Origin of the sequence: Streptomyces sp. NPDC048278 (genome assembly GCF_040652195.1) — a bacterium.
Classification (GTDB): Bacteria; Actinomycetota; Actinomycetes; order Streptomycetales; family Streptomycetaceae; genus Streptomyces.
The window spans coordinates 47,311-65,058 of sequence record NZ_JBEZLP010000020.1; the positions used below are offsets into that span (position 1 = coordinate 47,311).

At 72.2% G+C, this 17,748-nt stretch carries 17 protein-coding genes; 5 read left to right on the top strand and 12 right to left on the bottom strand.

The features are described 5' to 3' along the window. Positions 1-10 precede the first annotated feature (10 nt). Both AB0D74_RS30040 and AB0D74_RS30045 read right to left on the bottom strand, forming a co-directional pair. A complete protein-coding gene (locus AB0D74_RS30040; RefSeq protein WP_362593852.1) occupies positions 11-784 on the bottom strand; it encodes a TIGR03943 family protein in 774 nt (257 codons plus the stop codon). Next, on the bottom strand, positions 781-1,824 hold the full coding sequence (locus tag AB0D74_RS30045) for a permease (protein WP_362593855.1): 1,044 nt from the start codon (positions 1,822-1,824) through the stop codon (positions 781-783). The genes AB0D74_RS30040 and AB0D74_RS30045 overlap by 4 nt, the downstream gene beginning before the upstream one ends. 181 nt (positions 1,825-2,005) lie before the next feature. On the opposite strand from AB0D74_RS30045, the gene AB0D74_RS30050 reads away from it, so the two are divergent. Continuing rightward, positions 2,006-3,922 (top strand): NAD-binding protein, encoded by a 1,917-nt coding sequence (locus AB0D74_RS30050; RefSeq protein ID WP_362593858.1) that lies wholly within the window; start codon positions 2,006-2,008, stop codon positions 3,920-3,922. A gap of 361 nt (positions 3,923-4,283) precedes the next feature. On the opposite strand, the gene AB0D74_RS30055 is transcribed toward AB0D74_RS30050, so the two are convergent. Then, complete coding sequence (locus AB0D74_RS30055; RefSeq protein WP_362593861.1) at positions 4,284-6,092, bottom strand: prolyl oligopeptidase family serine peptidase; 1,809 nt, start codon at positions 6,090-6,092, stop codon at positions 4,284-4,286. 172 nt (positions 6,093-6,264) lie between these two features. Here AB0D74_RS30055 and AB0D74_RS30060 point away from each other — a divergent pair, with 172 nt between their 5' ends. Beyond that, entirely contained in the window at positions 6,265-7,062 is a 798-nt protein-coding gene (locus tag AB0D74_RS30060) for an SURF1 family protein (protein WP_362593864.1), read from the top strand. Positions 7,063-7,084: 22 nt separating this feature from the next. Here AB0D74_RS30060 and AB0D74_RS30065 read toward each other — a convergent pair whose 3' ends face one another. The 4 genes from AB0D74_RS30065 to AB0D74_RS30080 form a co-directional block, all read right to left on the bottom strand. After that, on the bottom strand, positions 7,085-8,254 hold the full coding sequence (locus tag AB0D74_RS30065; protein WP_362593867.1) for a hypothetical protein: 1,170 nt from the start codon (positions 8,252-8,254) through the stop codon (positions 7,085-7,087). A 119-nt stretch (positions 8,255-8,373) separates the two neighbouring features. Next, entirely contained in the window at positions 8,374-9,051 is a 678-nt protein-coding gene (locus tag AB0D74_RS30070; RefSeq protein ID WP_362593870.1) for a SigE family RNA polymerase sigma factor, read from the bottom strand. A 583-nt stretch (positions 9,052-9,634) separates the two neighbouring features. After that, complete coding sequence (locus AB0D74_RS30075; protein ID WP_362593874.1) at positions 9,635-10,714, bottom strand: aspartate-semialdehyde dehydrogenase; 1,080 nt, start codon at positions 10,712-10,714, stop codon at positions 9,635-9,637. Then, positions 10,711-11,982 (bottom strand): aspartate kinase, encoded by a 1,272-nt coding sequence (locus AB0D74_RS30080; protein ID WP_362593877.1) that lies wholly within the window; start codon positions 11,980-11,982, stop codon positions 10,711-10,713. The genes AB0D74_RS30075 and AB0D74_RS30080 overlap by 4 nt, the downstream gene beginning before the upstream one ends. Positions 11,983-12,199: 217 nt before the next feature. On the opposite strand from AB0D74_RS30080, the gene AB0D74_RS30085 reads away from it, so the two are divergent. Next, positions 12,200-12,895 (top strand): response regulator transcription factor, encoded by a 696-nt coding sequence (locus AB0D74_RS30085; RefSeq protein ID WP_362593880.1) that lies wholly within the window; start codon positions 12,200-12,202, stop codon positions 12,893-12,895. Beyond that, positions 12,892-14,244, top strand: coding sequence for a HAMP domain-containing sensor histidine kinase (locus AB0D74_RS30090; protein ID WP_362593883.1), 1,353 nt, complete (start codon positions 12,892-12,894; stop codon positions 14,242-14,244). The genes AB0D74_RS30085 and AB0D74_RS30090 overlap by 4 nt, the downstream gene beginning before the upstream one ends. On the opposite strand, the gene AB0D74_RS30095 is transcribed toward AB0D74_RS30090, so the two are convergent. Beyond that, entirely contained in the window at positions 14,210-14,710 is a 501-nt protein-coding gene (locus AB0D74_RS30095) for an SgcJ/EcaC family oxidoreductase (RefSeq protein WP_362593914.1), read from the bottom strand. The two genes, AB0D74_RS30090 and AB0D74_RS30095, sit on opposite strands and share 35 nt — an antisense overlap. 77 nt (positions 14,711-14,787) lie before the next feature. Then, the gene (locus tag AB0D74_RS30100) at positions 14,788-14,955 is read right to left on the bottom strand and encodes a hypothetical protein (RefSeq protein ID WP_362593917.1); all 168 of its coding nucleotides are present in this window, start codon (positions 14,953-14,955) and stop codon (positions 14,788-14,790) included. 124 nt (positions 14,956-15,079) lie between these two features. Here AB0D74_RS30100 and AB0D74_RS30105 point away from each other — a divergent pair, with 124 nt between their 5' ends. Further along, positions 15,080-15,799: a sulfite exporter TauE/SafE family protein gene (locus AB0D74_RS30105; protein ID WP_362593920.1), complete on the top strand. Its 720-nt coding sequence runs from the start codon at positions 15,080-15,082 to the stop codon at positions 15,797-15,799. A gap of 74 nt (positions 15,800-15,873) precedes the next feature. Here the strand turns inward: AB0D74_RS30105 and AB0D74_RS30110 are convergent, their stop codons facing one another. The 3 genes from AB0D74_RS30110 to AB0D74_RS30120 form a co-directional block, all read right to left on the bottom strand. Beyond that, positions 15,874-16,539, bottom strand: a complete 666-nt coding sequence (locus AB0D74_RS30110) for a DUF5063 domain-containing protein (protein WP_362593923.1) — start codon at positions 16,537-16,539, stop codon at positions 15,874-15,876. Beyond that, positions 16,532-17,131 carry a recombination mediator RecR gene (gene recR / locus AB0D74_RS30115; protein ID WP_362593926.1) on the bottom strand — a complete coding sequence of 200 codons (600 nt, stop codon included), beginning with the start codon at positions 17,129-17,131 and terminating at the stop codon, positions 16,532-16,534. Before recR ends, AB0D74_RS30110 begins: the two co-directional genes overlap by 8 nt. 93 nt (positions 17,132-17,224) lie before the next feature. Next, positions 17,225-17,569: a YbaB/EbfC family nucleoid-associated protein gene (locus AB0D74_RS30120; protein WP_362594243.1), complete on the bottom strand. Its 345-nt coding sequence runs from the start codon at positions 17,567-17,569 to the stop codon at positions 17,225-17,227. Positions 17,570-17,748 lie beyond the last annotated feature (179 nt).

Genomic DNA, 17,748 nt, shown 5'->3' on the forward strand with positions numbered 1-17,748 from the left:
CCCGTGGGTGTCAGTTGTTCCAGGTCTCGTCGTACGGGTCGGCCGGGGTCGGGATCGGCTTGGCCTCGGTGACCTGGAGGTACGGGATCGGGCCGTTGTTGACCGGGTCGTGGGTCCGGCGGGCGGTGTAGGTGCCGGTCACCTGGAGCCAGGCGTCCGGCTGGAGCACCGGCGGGATCTTCCCGGTCAGGGCCACCTTCACCGGCTGGGCGTCCGCCGCGCAGCAGTTGAGCGCCATCCGGACGAGGTACGGGGTGCCGGCCGAGTCGACGGCCACGAAGCCGGCGATCCGGACCTGGTGGCCGGCGAGCGAACGCCCGTGGTCGTAGACGGCGCGGCCCGCGTAGTCGACCAAGTTGAGGGGTATCGGGTCGGACTTGGGCAACTTGTTGTAGCCGTACGGCTGTTGCAGGGCCGTACCGGTGCGCATCGCGCTGTAGGAGCCGAGCGCGGGGGGCGCGATCAGGATCAGGGCGAGGAGGGGGAGGACCAGCAGCCAGGAGATGCGGGGTTCGCGGTGGACATGCCCCTCGGTCGCGGCCTCCTGCCCGGCCGCCTCTGCGGCGTCCGGTACGGCTCCCGGTGCGGCCTCCTTGCGGGTGCGGGCGCGCTGCCACTCGTACCACGCCGTCGCCAGCGCCGAGACGATCAGGACCACGCCCGCCGCCAGCAGCAACGGCTGCAGACCCGCCTTGACGTAACGGAGATACAGGTCGGTCAGGCCCGCGTGCAGCAGGGCCGCGCCCACCAGGAACATCACCGCCGCCTGTGCCTGCCGGTTCACAGCAGCACCGCCCCGGTCAGGACCGCGCCCGCGATCGCCGCCACGAAGGTGGCCGGGGCGAAGCGCAGGGCGAAGCCGCGGCCGAAGGTGCCGGCCTGCATCGCGAAGAGCTTGAGGTCGATCATCGGGCCCACGATCAGGAAGGCCAGCTTCGCGGTGAGCGAGAACTGGGTGAGGGAGGCCGCCACGAACGCGTCCGCCTCCGAGCAGATGGACAGCAGCACGGCCAGGACCGACAGGGCGAGGATCGCGACCACCGGGTTGGCGGCAGCGGTGCGCAGCCACTCCGCCGGGGCCACCGCCTTCAGCGTCGCCGCGGCCATCGCGCCGAGCACCAGGAAGCCGCCCGCCTGCATGGTGTCGTGCCGGACCGAGGACCAGAACGCCTCGCCCTTGGTCTCGCCCTCGTGGTGCGCGTGCGCCGGCAGCCGCAGCCAGTCGGTGCGGCCGAGCCGCTGCCACAGCCAGCCCATCGCGCACGCCACCAGCAGGCTGCCGGCGAACCGCCCCACCACCATCTCGGGGTTGCGCGGGAACGCCACCGCCGTCGCCGTCAGCACGATCGGGTTGATCGCGGGCGCGGAGAGCAGGAACGCGATGGCCGCGGCCGGGGTCACGCCCCGGCGGACCAGGGCACCGGCCACCGGCACCGACGCGCACTCGCAGCCCGGCAGAACCACCCCGGCCAGGCCCGCGACCGGTACCGCCAGGGCGGGGTGACCGGGCAGGGCGCGGGCGAAGAAGGACGGCGGGACGAAGACCGCGATCGCCGCGGACAGCAGCACGCCGAGGACGAGGAACGGCAGCGCCTGCACGACCACCGCCACGAACACCGTCATCCAGCTCTGCATCACCGGCTTGGACAGCGCGCCGCGCACCGGGCCCTGGAACACCACGACCAGCAGCAGGAGCAGGGTCAGCGCCAGCGGCGAGTTGAGGTGCCAGCCCTCCCGGTCAGGCGGGGTGCCGGTACCGTCGGCGCCGGGAGTCCCGTCCGCGGGCGCGGCGCCGGGCGGGGCGGCTTTCTCGGTGATGGCCACGGGTCGGATACCTCCGGCACTTCGGTCAGATCCGGGATTATGCTCCCTTCCCTTCCCCTACGGGCGGTCAGGGGCAGCTGTTCACTTCGTTGCTGGAACCATGCGTTGCGTTGAGGCAGTCTTTTCCCTCGTGGCGAGCGTTCCGTATCAGGCGTATCAGGGTGGTGGGACTCGGGCGCCCATGGTGGTGTGCGGGGACGACGGGCTCGCGCACCGGCTGGCCGCCGAGTTGCGCACCGTGTACGGAGAACAGGTCACCCTTGTCGTACCGCCGAACGTGCGCGTCGCACGGCCGCCGGTCGTCGGACGCGCCCGGGCCGCCTCGGCCGCGCTGTTCGACCGCGTGGTCAGTGCGACCGTGGGGCGGACGGGCGGCAACGGGGGCGGGGCCGGTGGCGGCGGTGGTTCCGGCGGTGGCGGTTCGGTCTCCGGGGTCGGCGAAGGGCCGCGCGGGGAACGGGTGCTGGAGGCCGACGAGGCCGGTGAGGCCGTGCTCGCCGAGGCCGGGGTGGAGCGGGCCGCGGCGCTCGCGCTCGTGTACGACGACGACGAGACCAACATCCGGGCCGCCCTCACCGCCCGCCGGCTCAATCCGCGGCTGCGGCTCGTCCTGCGGCTGTACAACCGGCGGCTGGGACAGCACATCGAGGAACTCCTCGACCAGGCCGCCGCGTTGGCGGTCGGAAACGCGGACGGCGGTGACGGCGGTGACGGCGGCGGCGCCGGGGGCTCGGTGGGGGACGCCTCCACGATCGTGCTGTCCGACGCCGACACCGCGGCGCCCGCGCTCGCCGCCACCGCGCTCGCCGGGCGCGGCAAGGTCATCCACACGGACGGCCTGGTGCTGCGGGCGGTGGATCTGCCGCCGGGTGCCGACGCGGGGCAGGACGCCGCCGAGCGGGGGCTGTTCCCGCTGGCGCTGCTCTCCCCCAACGGCACCGGGCCCGAGCCGGCCGAGGGCGGCCGGGAACGGGGGCCGCTGCTGCTGCCGGACGGGGAGCAGGTACGGGCGTCCGCGGGTGAGCGGGGCGTGATGGTGCTGGAGCACGTGTCGTCGTCGGCGGGGGCCGCGGAGCCGGCCGGGCGCGGGGTCGGGGTCGTACCGCCGCTCGCCTCGCTGTTCTCGCGGCGGCTCCGGTGGTCGCTGGCCGGGATCGTGGGGTGCGTGGTCGCGCTCGCGGTCGCGTTGTCGGTGGTGACGCACATGCATCCGGTACGGGCCTTCTACTACACGCTCCTCGACCTGTTCGCCATCGACAATCCCGCGATCGGGGCACCGCTCGGCCGGCAGCTCCTGCAACTCCTTTCCGGTCTTGTCGGGTTGCTGCTGCTGCCGGTGCTGCTGGCGGCGGTGCTGGAGGCGCTCGGCACCTTCCGGACCGCTTCCGCGCTGCGCAAGCCGCCTCGGGGGCTGGGTGGTCATGTGGTGCTCCTCGGGTTGGGGAAGATCGGTACGCGGGTGCTGACGCGGTTGCGGGAGCTGCACGTGCCCGTGGTGTGCGTGGAGGCCGATCCCGAGGCGCGCGGTCTCGCGGTGGCGCGGCGGCTTCGGGTGCCGGTGGTGCTCGGGGACGTGACCCAGGAGGGGGTCCTGGAGGCCGCCAAGATCCATCGGGCGCAGGCGCTGCTCGCGGTGACCAGCGCGGACACGACGAATCTGGAGGCCGTGCTGTACGCGCGGTCCGTGCGGCCCGACCTGACGGCGGTGCTGCGGCTGTACGACGACGACTTCGCGACCGCCGTGTACCGGACCCTGCGGGCGGCGCATCCGCGGGCGATCACCAGGAGCCGGAGTGTCTCCTACCTGGCGGCGCCGTCCTTCGCGGGGGCGATGCTGGGGCGGCAGATCCTCGGGGCGATCCCGGTGGAGCGGAAGGTGTTGCTGGTGGCGGTGGTGGAGGTGGGCGGGCATCCGCAGTTGGAGGGGCGGACGGTGGAGGGGGCGTTTCGGGCGGGGGCGTGGCGGGTGCTGGCGCTGGAGGGTCGGCAGGGGGTTGCGGCGGGGGAGTACGTGATGCGGGGCGGGGACCGGGTGGTGGTCGTCGCCACCCGCCGAGGCCTCGCGGAGCTGTCCGGCCGCCGCCCCTCCCCCACCTGACCCGCCCGGTTGAGGGCGGGGCCCCACCCTTTCCCCGCCACGACGGTGCGATTCGGCGGTGCCGAACGACCGCGACCCGCCATCGGACTGACGGCCGGTCGCGGAGTGACGCGCCGTCGTGGTTGCTCGCGCAGTTCCCCGCGCCCCCTACGGGGCGCACCCCGCCGTAGTCCGCTGACGCGCCGTCGTGGTTGCTCGCGCAGTTCCCCGCGCCCCTGACGGGGCGCACCCGTCGTGGTTGCTCGCGCCCACGCGGCGGAGCCGCATATCGGGCACAGCCCCGCGCCCCTTACGGGGCGCGGGGGTGATGGGCTCGCCTCTTGGCGGGGCGAGTCGGGTGGGTGGGTGGGAGAAGGTGGGGTCAGTCTGTCGGGGTGCTGGCCGTAGGCGTGAGGTGGCGTTCGGCGAATTCCATTTCCAGGCGGAGTTGCTTGATGCGTTCGTCGACGACCAGGGAGCCGTGGCCGGCGTCGTAGCGGTAGACCTCGTGGGGGGCCGAGCGGGCCGCCAGGCGGTTGACGTAGTTGTCGATCTGGCGGATGGGGCAGCGGGGGTCGTTGAGGCCGGCCGAGATGTAGACCGGGGCCTTGACGTCGTCGACGTAGGTGAGGGGGGAGGAGGCGGCGAACCGCTCGGGGACCTCTTCCGGCGTGCCGCCGAGCAGCGTGCGGTCCATCGCCTTCAGGGACTCCATCTCGTCGTGGTACGCCGTGACGTAGTCGGCGACCGGGACGACCGCGATGCCCACCGCCCAGGAGTCCGGCTGGGTGCCGAGGCCCAGGAGCGTGAGGTAGCCGCCCCAGGAGCCGCCGGTCAGGATCAGGCGGTCCGGGTCGGCGAGGCCGGACTCGACCGCCCAGTCCCGGACCGCCGCCACGTCCTCCAGCTCGATCAGGCCCACCCGGTGCTTCAGCGCGTCCGTCCAGGCCCGCCCGTACCCCGTGGAGCCGCGGTAGTTGATGCGGACCACCGCGTACCCGTGGTCCACCCAGGCCGCCGGGCCGGCCGCGAAGCCGTCGCTGTCGTGCCAGGTCGGGCCGCCGTGCAGGTCGAAGACGGTGGGGAGGGGGCCGGTGGCCCCGGCCGGCTTCTGGATCAGGGCGTGGATGGGGCCGCCGGGGCCCTCCACCCACGCGTCCGAGACCGGCACCGACGGCGGGCACTTCATGCCCGGCGGGTCGAGGACGACCGCGCCGGTCGTCGAGCGGACCACCGGCGGCTCGGCGGCCGACGACCAGAGGTACTCGACGGTGCCGTCGGGGCGTGCCGTGGCCCCGGAGACGGAGCCCGGCGGGGTCGGGATGCGCGCCAGCTCGCCCGTGGCCAGCTCGTAGCGGAACAGGTCGCTGCGGGCCTTGTGGCTGTGCGCGATGAGCAGCGCGCCGCCGTCCGGGTACCACTCCGCGCTCACGTCGCCCGGCAGGTCGAGCGTCAGGTCCGTCTGCGTGCCGGAGACGACGTCCCAGACCAGGGGCTCCCAGCGGCCCCGCCGCTGGTGGCCGATGAGCAGCCGCGGGTCGCCCTCGACGGGGGCGAAGCCCAGCACCTCCAGGCCCAGTTCCTCGGTACCGCCGTCGGTGTCGTCGAGCTCGGCGACCGTCGACCCGTCCGGGCGGAGCACGCGCAGCGCCGAGTGCATCGCGTCGCCGTGCTCGGTGTGCTCGATCGCGATCAGGGAGCCGTCGTGGGAGAGGTCGCCGACCCCCGCCGACTCGGCGTGCCGGTAGATCTCCAGCGGCTCCTCCCCCGCTCTGACCAGGTAGATCGTCGTACCCTCGTCGTCCGTCGAGCGGCCCACGACCGCCGTACGGCCGTCCCGGCCCAGCGCGAGACCCGAGGGGTAGGACGGTTCGAGACCCGGCGTCGCCTCCTGGTCCGCGCCGCCGCCGAAGGGCTGACGGCGCCAGACGCCGAACTCGTCGCCGTCCTTGTCGTCGAACCACCAGATCCACGCGCCGTCCGGGGAGAGCAGCCCGTCCGTCGTGCCGTTCGGCCGGTTCGTCGCCTGGCGCTGCTCTCCGCTCGCGCGGTCCCAGGCGTACAGCTCGTACGTCCCCGTCGCGTTCGACACGAACAGGGAACGGTCGGGGGCGTCCTCCGCCCAGTCCGGCAGGGAGACCCGAGGGGCGCGGAAGCGCTTCTCCCAGTCCGGCATGTCGCTCTCACTCATGGCCGCAGTCATGGCCCCATAGTGCCCGTCCCCGCCCACAATGCGTCGAGCGGTGCCCGCGGCCTGTGGACAACTTTGCGAAGCTCCAGGTGGACATCGGTGCCGGCAGAGCCGCCCGAACGCGCCCACCCCGCCCGTAAACCGCCATGAACCGCCCCGTACCGTGGACGGCGTGTACCGCTTTCTGCTGACACCCCGCTGGTGGGGCATCAACGTCTTCGTGCTGCTCGCCATCCCGTTCTGCATCTTCATGGGGTCGTGGCAGCTGAGCCGCTTCGAGGCGCGGGTCGAGGCGCATCGCAGCGCCGACAGGCAGGTCGAGACGGCGAAGACGGAAGCCGCGCGGCCACTGGCCGACCTGCTGCCCGTCGACCAGTCGACGTCCGGCAAGCGGGCCACCGCCACCGGCCGGTACGCCAGGCAGCTGCTCGTGCCCGACCGCCAGGTCGACGGGAAGAACGGCTTCTACGTCCTGACCCTGCTGCGCACCGACTCCGGCAAGGCCCTGCCCGTCGTACGCGGCTGGCTGCCCGGCAAGGCGGATGCCGCCCGGGTGCCGGCGCCGCCCGCGGGCGAGGTCACCGTCACCGGCGCGCTGCAGGCCTCCGAGACACCGGGCGACAACGGCATCAGCAACCAGGGCGGCCTGCCGTCGGGGCAGACGGCGGCGATCAGCGCGGCCTCGCTGGTCAACCTGGTGCCGTACCCGGTGTACGACGCGTGGATCACCCTGGAGAAGGCCGACTCGGGGATGACGGCCGTACCGGCGACCGCGCCGGACAACTCGGGGCTCGACCTGAAGGCGTTCCAGAACCTCGGCTACACCGGTGAGTGGTTCGTGTTCGCGGGGTTCGTGGTGTTCATGTGGTTCCGGCTGCTGCGCCGTGAGGCGGAGTTCGCCCGGGACGCGGCGCTCGGCCTGGTCCCGGACCTGGAAGAGGAAGCCCGGCAGCAGCCGACCGCCGTCTGACGGCCGCCGCCGGTCCCGCCGGTCACTGGGCCGTCAGGACCCCGGTCCAGTAGACCGTCCCGGCGCACGCGTTCGTCACCGTGGCCGAGCCGGTCGGGGATCCGGCCTGCGGGGTGTACGAGACCGCGACGCTGCCGTCGGCCGTGCCGCCGTCCTCGGTGAGCAGCTGGGTGGTGGTGCCGTCCGACGTCCCGGAGGTGGTCGTACCGGCGCTGCTGCTCGCGCCGTCGGAGGGGCTCGGCGAGGCCGTGCCGCCGGTGGTGCCGCCGGTGTCGGTGGTGCCGCCGGTGCTGGTGCCGCTGGTCGGGCAGGTCGCCGAGGGGACGAAGCCGAACTTCTCCGCGTAGGCCGCGCCGGGCGCCAGGACCAGGCCGGTGAGCTCGGTGGTCGGGTCGGGCAGCCCGGCCGCCGCGTCGCCCGAGATGTGCCGGGCGGTGAGGACCTTCGTGCTGTCGGCCGCGCCCTGCGCGAGGACGCCCACGCTGCCGGGGCCGCCGACGGTGCAGCTCGTCGTCGAGACGTTGACGACGCGGAAGGTGCCGTAGACGACACCCGCCGAGTCGGGGGCGTCGACGCTGGAGGTCGGGGTGGAGAGCTGGGCCGAGGTGCACACGGGGGCGCTGCTGGCGGCGCTCGCGGTGGGGACGACCTTGGTGCCGGAAACGGCTCCGGTGCTCTCGTTCCGGCCGCCGTCCTTGGTGCCGCCGGGGCTCTGGTCGGCGGCCTGGCCGCCGCTGCCGCCCGCGGTGCCGGCACCGCCGTCGGGGTTCTTGCCGCCGGTCGCGCCGCCCTGCGCCTGGGAGGCCTGGCCGGCCATGGAGGTGTTGGGGTCGGTGCCGCCGGCGTTGGAGACGTGGATGAGGGCGGGGATCGCGGTGCCGATGAACAGGGCCGCGGCGGCCATGCCGACGGCGGCCTGCCGCTTGCGGGCCCGGCGGGCGGGCACCGCGCGGCGCAGGTGGTCGAGGCTGCCGTCGCGCGGCGCGAGGTCGTCCACGGCGGAGTGCAGCAGCCGGCGCAGGGCCAGCTCGTCCGTCTCCAGCCCGTCGAGGATTTCAGGGCCGGAGCCGGGGCCGGGGCCGCGGTCAGGGTCGGGGCCGTCGGCTCCGAAACCGGGGCCGAGCCCGCTCCGGAGCCCTTCAGGGCCCTGTTCCAGGCCCTCGGGACCCTTTTCGTCGGGGCCGTGGTTCACAGTTCCGTTCCCAGCGTGCGATTGCGTGTGCTCTTGCTCGTGCTGCTGTTCCGGCGTCGGCTCGTGCCAGGCGTAGGGCTCGTGGCGATCATGTGAGTCGCCTCCCTCGGGGCTGTCCGTCATGCCGCCGACTCCATCGCCACTCGCAGTGCCGCGATCCCGCGCGAGCCGTACGCCTTCACCGAGCCCAGCGAGATGCCGAGGGTCTCGGCGACCTGGGCCTCGGTCATGTCGGCGAAGTAGCGCAGGACGAGGACCTCGCGCTGGCGGCGCTGGAGGCCCTTCATCGCCTTGATCAGGTCGCGCCGCTCCAGCTGGTCGTAGGCGCCTTCCTCGGCGCTGGCCGCGTCCGGCATCGGCTTGGAGAGGAGCTTGAGGCCGAGGATGCGGCGGCGCAGCGCGGAGCGGGAGAGGTTGACGACCGTCTGGCGCAGGTAGGCCAGGGTCTTCTCCGGGTCGCGGACGCGTTTGCGGGCGGAGTGGACGCGGATGAACGCCTCCTGGACGACGTCCTCGCAGGAGGCGGTGTCGTCGAGGAGGAGCGCCGCGAGGCCGAGGAGCGAGCGGTAGTGCGCCCGGTAGGTCTCGGTGAGGTGGTCGACGGTGGTGCCGGCCGCCTCCGTCGCCTCCTCGGCGCCGTCGCGCTGGCTGGGTATGCGGGTGGGCCGCGCTGCGGGCATGGGCGCGATCACCGGCATGCCGCCGGGCGCGCCGGGCATGCGGGGGCGCAGGCCGGCGCGGGGCGGCCGTAGGGCCGTCGCGCCGCGGGGCGCACTGAGTTCGAGTACCTCTGCCACGTCAGTTGGACACGGCTACCCCCCGTGGGGTTGTACGTGCCGGGCATCACTTTTGCGTCGGTCGCGCCGGACGGGCGTACGCCGAGGCCGCCGGACGGGCTCACCCCGGGTCCACCGGCCGCACGCGCACCGGGCCCGACGGCCGCGCGCACGCCGGACCCGACGGCCGCACGCAGGCCGGATCGGCCGGGTGGGCCGGCCGGCGCGGTGGGCGCCGTTCTGTGCGCGTCCGGCAGCACACCCGACGGTGCGTCAATTGCCGCCATGCGTCCCGCTCTTCCCTTATATCCCATTATGAACGGGCGTCCCCACGCCCCGATCACAGCGTCCCCACGCCAGGATCATGCGTCTCCGCGCCCCCAAGGCCCGGTTGCGTAAGCGCCCGGTAAGTGGGCGACCGCAAAGACGCTCCCCGCCGCCCGCATGGTTGCGGAGGACGGGGAGGAAAATCTTCGAACGCGGACGGGTACCGGTTCAAGAGGTTCGGACCATGCTCCGGGACACATTTCTTACACGGATCCTACCCGTGGGCCCGCTCCCACCCAGGGTCCGTCACAGGACGTTTGCCGTGGTCACCGGGTGTTCACACGATGTCCGCCGTACCTGAACGGCCGGTCAGTTCCGCCGCCACCAGCTCGGCGATCTGCGCGGTGTTCAGAGCGGCCCCTTTGCGAAGGTTGTCCCCGCACACGAAGAGCTCCAGCGCGGTCGGGTCGTCGAGCGCCCGCCGCACCCGTCCGACCCAGGTCGGGTCGGTGCCCACCACGTCGGCGGGCGTCGGGAACTCCCCGGCGGCCGGGTTGTCGAAAAGGACGACGCCCGGGGCCGTGTCGAGGATCTCCCGGGCCCCGTCGACCGTGACCGCGCCCTGGAACCTGGCGTGGACCGTCAGCGAGTGCGTGGTGACCACCGGCACCCGGACACACGTCACCGCGACCGGCAGCTTCGGCAGCCCGAGGATCTTGCGGGACTCGTCCCGCACCTTCATCTCCTCCGACGACCAGCCGTCCTCCCGCAGCGACCCGGCCCACGGTACGACGTTGAGCGCGACCGGCTCCGGGAACGGCCCGGTCAGGTCCCCGACCGCCCGCCGTACGTCACCGGGCTTGGTGCCCAGCTCGGTACCGGCGACCATCGACAGCTGGGCCCGCAGCGTCTCCACGCCGGCCCGGCCGGCCCCGCTCACCGCCTGGTACGACGACACCACCAGCTCGCGCAGCCCGAACTCGGCGTGCAGCGCGCCCAGGGCGACGATCATCGACAGGGTGGTGCAGTTGGGGTTGGCGATGATCCCGCGCGGCCGGTTGCGGGCACAGTGCGGGTTGACCTCGGGGACCACCAGCGGCACCTCGGGGTCCATCCGGAAGGCCCCGGAGTTGTCCACCACGACCACACCGCGCGCGGCGGCGACCGGCGCCCAGCGCGCGGACACCTCGTCGGGCACGTCGAACATCGCGACGTCGATGCCGTCGAAGGCCTCCTCCGACAGCGCGACGACCTCGACCTCCGCCCCGCGCACGGTCAGCTTGCGGCCGGCCGAGCGCGGGGTGGCGATCAGGCGGATCTCGCCCCAGACGTCCGCCCGCTGGGACAGGATCTGGAGCATCACCGTGCCGACGGCCCCGGTCGCACCCACGACCGCGAGCGCCGGCTTGGCAGTCATCGGCCGGTGCCTCCGTAGACCACGGCCTCGTCGGTGTCGGAGTCGAGACCGAAGGCGGTGTGCACGGCGCGCACGGCCTCCGGCACGTCGTCGGCCCGGGTGACGACCGAGATGCGGATCTCGGAGGTCGAGATCAGCTCGATGTTGACCCCGGCGTCGGACAGCGCCTCGAAGAACGACGCGGTGACCCCCGGGTTGGTCTTCATCCCGGCGCCGACCAGCGAGATCTTGCCGATCTGGTCGTCGTAGCGCAGCGAGTCGAAGCCGATGCCCGCGCGGTTGCGCTCCAGCGCGTCGATGGCCTTGCGGCCCTCGGTCTTCGGGAGCGTGAAGGAGATGTCCGTCAGGCCGGTGGCCGCGGCGGACACGTTCTGCACGACCATGTCGATGTTGATCTCGGCATCGGCGATGGTCCGGAAGATGGCGGCGGCCTCGCCCGGCTTGTCCGGTACACCGACGACCGTGACCTTGGCCTCGGAGGTGTCGTGCGCGACACCGGAGATGATGGCCTGTTCCACCTTCTTGTCCCCAATCGGCTTGCTGCTGACCCACGTGCCCTGCAGTCCGCTGAAGCTGGACCGGACGTGGATCGGGATGTTGTAGCGGCGCGCGTACTCCACACAGCGGTGGAGCAGCACCTTGGAACCGGAGGCGGCGAGCTCCAGCATGTCCTCGAAGGAGATCCAGTCGATCTTCCGCGCCTTCGTCACCACGCGCGGGTCGGCGGTGAACACGCCGTCGACGTCGGTGTAGATCTCGCAGACCTCGGCGTCGAGGGCGGCGGCGAGCGCCACGGCGGTCGTGTCGGACCCGCCGCGCCCCAGCGTGGTGATGTCCTTCTTGTCCGCGCTGACGCCCTGGAACCCCGCCACGATGGCGATGTTGCCCTCGTCGAGCGCCGTCCGGATCCGGCCCGGCGTGACGTCGATGATCCGGGCTTTGTTGTGGACCGAGTCGGTGATGACGCCTGCCTGGCTGCCGGTGAACGACTGGGCCTCGTGGCCCAGGTTTTTGATCGCCATGGCCAGCAGGGCCATGGAGATACGCTCTCCGGCGGTCAGCAGCATGTCGAACTCACGCCCGGCAGGCATCGGGGATACCTGCTCGGCGAGATCGATCAGCTCGTCCGTCGTGTCGCCCATCGCGGAAACGACGACAACCACCTGGTTGCCGTTCTTCTTCGCTTCCACGATTCGCTTGGCGACGCGCTTGATGCCCTCGGCATCGGCAACGGAGGAGCCTCCGTACTTCTGCACGACAAGGCCCACGTGCGCTCCTCGCTCGGTTTGTTGTGTCGGCTCAGTTTAACGAGCGTCCGAATTCCACCGGCCTGCTCCCGCATGGTGAGACTGCCGGGATCTTCGCCGCTCGCGACCGGTACCTGCCCAGACAACGGGACGCCACGCGGGAAAGTGCCCCGGCTCACAGTCGGCCCTGTACCTGAGTTTTCAAGCACTAGAGTTTTCAAGCACTAGGGTGCAGAACGTGCGCGTACTCCTGGTGGAAGACGACGAACCGGTCGCCGAATCCCTCCGGCGCGGCCTGAAGCGGTACGGCTTCGAGGTCGAGTGGGTGACGACGGGCGCCGCCGCGCTCGCCCACCCCGGCCCCTACGACGTCGTACTCCTCGACCTCGGTCTGCCCGACGGCGACGGCCTGGACATCTGCAAGGCGCTGCGCGGGCGCGTCTCCGGTGGGGATGTGCCGATCATCGTGATCAGCGCGCGCAGCGACGAGACGGACCGGGTGGTCGGCCTGGAGCTGGGCGCCGACGACTACGTCTCCAAGCCGTTCGGGGTCCGCGAGGTGATCGCCCGGATCAGGGCGGTGCTGCGCCGGACGCAGCCCCGGCCGCCGGACGCCGGTCCCGACCGCTACGGCTCCCGGCTCACCGTCGACCGCAAGGCGGCCCGCGTCCACCTGGACGGCGCGGAGGTGGCGCTGGCCCCCAAGGAGTACGACCTGCTGGCCTTCCTCACCGAGGAGCCGGGCGCGCTGATGTCGCGCGAGCAGATCATGGAGGCCGTCTGGGACGCGAACTGGTTCGGCCCGACCAAGACCCTGGACGTGCACGTGGCGGCCCTGCGCCGCAAACTCGCCGGCGCGATCACCATCGAGGCCGTCCGGGGCGTCGGCTTCCGCCTGGAGGTAACCCCGGAGGTAACCGGGGACACCCGGTGAACCGCCAGCTCATCCGCAGCTACATCCTGCTCGTGGCGGTCGCCATCCTCCTCTTCACGGTCCCGGTCGCCTTCACCCTCACCAAGCAGCTCCGCGACGACACGGAACTCTCCGTCCTGCGCGAGGCCAAGACGATGGCGCTGCTGCTGGGCGGCAGCGACCGCGTCTCCTGCGAGGCGCTGACCGAGGTGGCGAAGGCGTACGACCGTGAGACGCCCGGCAGGGTCCAGGTGTCCCCCGGCGACCGCTGCGCCCCGGACCTGCCGAAGCCCGCCACCGACCCGGCGCTCACCCGGGCGGTGACGGACAACACCCAGACGACCGACTGGGGTTCGGACTTCATATGGGGCAGGCACCTGACGGTGACCGTGCCCGCCGAGGGCGACGCGGCCGTACGGATCGTCTACTCGACCTCCGACATGACCACCCGGTTCTGGCAGATCTGGGGCTTCCGGGCCGGCCTGGCCGTGCTCGTGCTGGCGGCGGCAGCCGCGATCGGCGCGGTGGCCGCCCGCCGGATCACCCGCCCGCTGCGCGAACTCAACTCCATGGCGAGCAGGTTCAGCGACGGCGACCTCACCGCCCGCTCCCCGGTGACCGGCCCCGCGGAGACCCAGACCCTGGCCCGCACCCTCAACCAGGGCGCGGAACGCCTGGACACCCTGGTCGCCTCGCAGCGCCGTTTCGTCGCCGACGCCTCCCACCAACTGCGCACCCCGCTGACGGCGTTGCGGCTGTCCCTCGACAACATCGCGGACGGCGTCGACGACGAGTTCGTCCGCGAGGACGTGGAACAGGCGACGGCCGAGGTGGTCCGGATGAGCCGCCTGGTGAACGGCCTGCTGGTGCTGGCGCGGGCGGAGGCGAAGGTGACGGCGCCCGAGCCGCTGCCGCTGACGGACATCGTGTCGGAACGCCTCGCCGTCTGGAGACCGGCCGCCGACGAGCGCGGAGTCCACATCGCGCTCAGGGGGAGTGCCGGCGGCCGGCCGTTCGTGCTGGCCAGTCCCGGTCACCTGGACCAGGTACTGGACAACGTGCTCTCCAACGCCCTGGAGGTCTCCCCGGACGGCGCCACGATCACCGTGCGCGTCGAGGCCGACGCCGGCGAGGTGACGCTCTCCGTCCTGGACGAGGGCCCCGGCATGACCGACGCGGAGAAGTCCCGCGCCTTCGACCGCTTCTGGCGCGGCCAGGGCCTGACGGGCCGCTCGGGCTCGGGCCTGGGCCTCTCCGTCGTACGCCAGTTGGTGACCGACGACGGCGGCACGGTGGCCCTGCGGGACGCGCCCGGCGGCGGCCTGTGGGTGGCGGTCACCCTTCGGGCATCGCCGAGGAGTGGTGGTTGACGATCAGCCACTTCCCGCCGCGCTTCTCGTACTCGTAGGTGTAGCGGGCCTCGACGACCCGCTTGGCGCCGGTCTTCGGGTCGGTGAGGGTGAACGCGTAGACGCCCGTGTCGATGGCGGAGTTCGCGTCGAGGACGTTGACGATGGTCCGCTTCTTCTCACCCACCGGCTTGTTCTGCAGGAAGTGCTCGAAGTAGTCGACGATCTCGGCGTGGTTGGTACGGATCTTGTTGCTGACGGTCGGCAGCAGTACCGCGTCCTTGGCGTACAGGTCGGCGACCTTCTCCGGGTCACCGGTCCGAAGGGCCGCGTTCCACCGGTCGAACAGGGCGGCGATCTGCTTCTTGCCGGGCTCGTGCGCGGTCCGCGAGCCACCGGCCTGGCTCACCCCCACGCTCACCGTGGCGGCGGTGACGACGGCGGTTGCGGTGACGACGGCGGCGCGTATGCGGTTCGTTCTGGTCATGACCCAAGACTCGCTTTCCGCTGGTTAACGCCCGTGCAGCCGACGTACAGCGCAGGTGCAGGGCTGGGCCAATTCCCTCAGGAGCGCAGGAGACTGACCCCGGCACCGAGGGACACGACCCCCATGCCGACGGCCGTCAGCACGCCCTGCGTGCCGTCGACGACGAACGGCGCGGCGGCGGCTACGACGAGGTTGAAGAGGAAGAGGAACCACAGGACGGGACGGGAGGAGAGCAGCGGCTTCACGGCGTGATCCTTGTTTCTCGGCTTGGCTGTCGGTCTGGCTGACCTGGTGAGATCAACGATCCCGGCTCCCGGCGGCGGTAACGAGGAAGCGCACTCCCGAACCGTTGGTGTAGGCAGGTACACCGTGACGGCGCTGATACTTCTGACCGGCATCGTGCTGCTGGGCGCGAGCGTGCAGTGGCTGACCGGCATGGGCTTCGCCCTGGTCGCCGTGCCGGCCCTGATCCTCCTCCTCGGCCCGGCCGAGGGCGTCGCGCTCGCCAACTGCGCGGCGGGCGCGATCAGTGTGGTGGGCCTGGCCGGCGGCTGGCGCCGGGTCCGCCCGGCCGCGATGGTCCCGCTGTGCGCGGCGGCAGCCTGCACGGTCCCGGCCGGCACCTGGCTGACCCACCGGCTCCCGCCGCCGCTCCTCCTCCTGACCATGGGAGCCCTGGTCACCTCGGCCGTGCTCCTGGTGATGCGGGGCGCCCGCCTCCCCGCCCTCGGCGGCCGGGGCGGCGCGCTGACGGCGGGCGCGGTGGGCGGCTTCATGAACTCGGCGGCGGGCGTGGGCGGCCCGCCGATCTCCCTCTACGCCCTCAACGCGGGCTGGACGGTACGGGAGTTCGTCCCCAACGCCCAGTTCTACGGCGTCGTCGTCAACGCCTTCTCGGTCACGGCGAACGGCGTGCCGGCACTGAGCGCGGCGCAGTGGACGGCGGTGGGCGCCGCGCTGCTGACGGGCGGCCTCATGGGCACCGCGGTGGCCGACCGCATCCCCGAACACCACGCCCGCCGCCTGGTCCTCCTCCTCGCCCTGACGGGCGGGGTCACCGCGGTGGCGAAGGGCGTATGGACGCTGTGACCCGCACGGGAGCGCTCCCGAACAGCTCGCCGACGACCGTAGGGACCGCTCAGGACAGTGGGTGTCCTGCTTGCCTACTTGGCGGGGGAGCGCACTCCGAGTGAGTCGCCGATCTCCTGCTGCATGACCTGGCCCGCCTCGAACTCCAGGGTTTCGTCGCCCATGGTGGCCTGGTCGGTGTCGAGGCCGTCCAGTTCCTCCAGGGGCTGGTTGAGGCGGACGTGGATCAGGACGGACTGGAGGGCGCGGAGGACCGCGGAGGCCGTGGGGCCCCAGTTGGAGAAGTAGGAGAACTGCCACCACCACAGGGCCTCCGTGGTGCGGCCCGCGCGGTAGTGGGCCATGCCGTGGCGGAGGTCGGTGATGATGTCGGCCAGGTCGTCCGAGATGCGGGCCGGGACGGGCGCCTTGCGGGGCTCGTACGGGTCGAAGACCTCGGAGTAGACGTCGATGGGGTCGAGGAGGCGTCCGAAGTTCTCGCGGAGCTGGTCGACGTCCGGCTCCGGGCCCAGGTCCGGCTCGTAGCGCTCGTCGGGGACGATGTCCTCGTGCGCGCCGAGACGGCCGCCGGCCAGCAGCAGCTGGGAGACCTCCAGGAGGAGGAAGGGGACCGCCGAGTCCGGCTCGTCGCCCTTCGACACCTCCGTGACGGCCACCAGGAAACTCTCCACCTGGTCGGCGATCTGGACCGCGAAGTCGTCGGGGTTCTGCGCGGTCGCGTGCAGCGTGGCGTCAGACATCTAGGAGTCGTCTCCCCTCGAAGGCGCGGCCGAGTGTGACCTCGTCCGCGTATTCCAGGTCGCCACCCACCGGGAGGCCGCTGGCCAGGCGGGTGACCTTCAGGCCCATGGGTTTGATCATGCGGGCGAGGTAGGTGGCGGTCGCCTCGCCCTCCAGGTTCGGGTCCGTGGCGAGGATCAGCTCGGTGACCGTGCCGTCGGCCAGGCGGGCCAGCAGCTCCCTTATCCGCAGGTCGTCGGGGCCGACGCCCTCGATCGGGCTGATCGCCCCGCCGAGGACGTGGTACCGGCCGCGGAACTCACGCGTGCGTTCGACCGCGACGACGTCCTTCGGCTCCTCCACGACGCAGATCACCGTCGGGTCGCGGCGGCTGTCGCGGCAGATGTTGCACAGTTCCTCCTGTGCCACGTTGCCGCAGGTCGCGCAGAAGCGGACCTTCGCCTTCACCTCCAGGAGGGCCTGCGCGAGACGCCGTACGTCCGTCGGCTCGGCCTGGAGGATGTGGAAGGCGATCCGCTGCGCGCTCTTCGGACCGACGCCGGGCAACCGACCCAGCTCGTCGATGAGGTCCTGGACCACGCCTTCGTACAACGGACTGCCCTTCCTGGAGTCTTTCGGTACGTACGGTAGTTGGCTGCCGCCTGTCCTAGGAAGGCGGTGCGGGTGTCGCGCGGGCGACGAACATCAGAACGGCAGGCCGGGGATGCCGCTGCCGCCGCCCAGACCCTGTGCCAGCGGGCCGAGCTTCTGCTGCTGGAGCGCCTGGGCGTTCTCGTTGGCCGCCTGGACCGCCGCGATGATCAGGTCGGCGAGGGTCTCGGTGTCCTCCGGGTCCACCGCCTTCGGGTCGATCTTCAGCGCGCGCAGCTCGCCGGAACCGGTCACGGTGGCCTTCACCAGACCGCCGCCGGCCTGTCCGTCGACCTCCGTGGCCGCCAGTTCCTCCTGGGCCCGCGCCAGGTCCTGCTGCATCTTCTGGGCCTGCTGGAGCAGCTGCTGCATGTTGGGCTGGCCACCACCGGGGATCACGATCAGCTCCTGGGTCGGGTCCGGATTTTCTCTGTTGTGCATGAGCCTACGTGGTTGACGCAGCCATCGCCCCGCCACTCTTTCGAGTGAGATTCCCCGGGGCCCTATACCTGATCAAGGCCCACTTCCGGGCGGAAAAGAGGCGAAAGCCAGGCCTTCGCCACCCATTGGGCGGTAGG

Bases quoted from the DNA above. Each gene is read 5' to 3' on its own strand.
- AB0D74_RS30050 (WP_362593858.1), top strand. From the start codon at position 2,006: ATGGTGGTGTGCGGGGACGACGGGCTCGCGCACCGGCTGGCCGCCGAG.
- AB0D74_RS30055 (WP_362593861.1), bottom strand. From the start codon at position 6,092: ATGAGTGAGAGCGACATGCCGGACTGGGAGAAGCGCTTCCGCGCCCCT.
- AB0D74_RS30075 (WP_362593874.1), bottom strand. From the start codon at position 10,714: ATGACTGCCAAGCCGGCGCTCGCGGTCGTGGGTGCGACCGGGGCCGTC.
- AB0D74_RS30095 (WP_362593914.1), bottom strand. From the start codon at position 14,710: ATGACCAGAACGAACCGCATACGCGCCGCCGTCGTCACCGCAACCGCC.
- AB0D74_RS30110 (WP_362593923.1), bottom strand. From the start codon at position 16,539: ATGTCTGACGCCACGCTGCACGCGACCGCGCAGAACCCCGACGACTTC.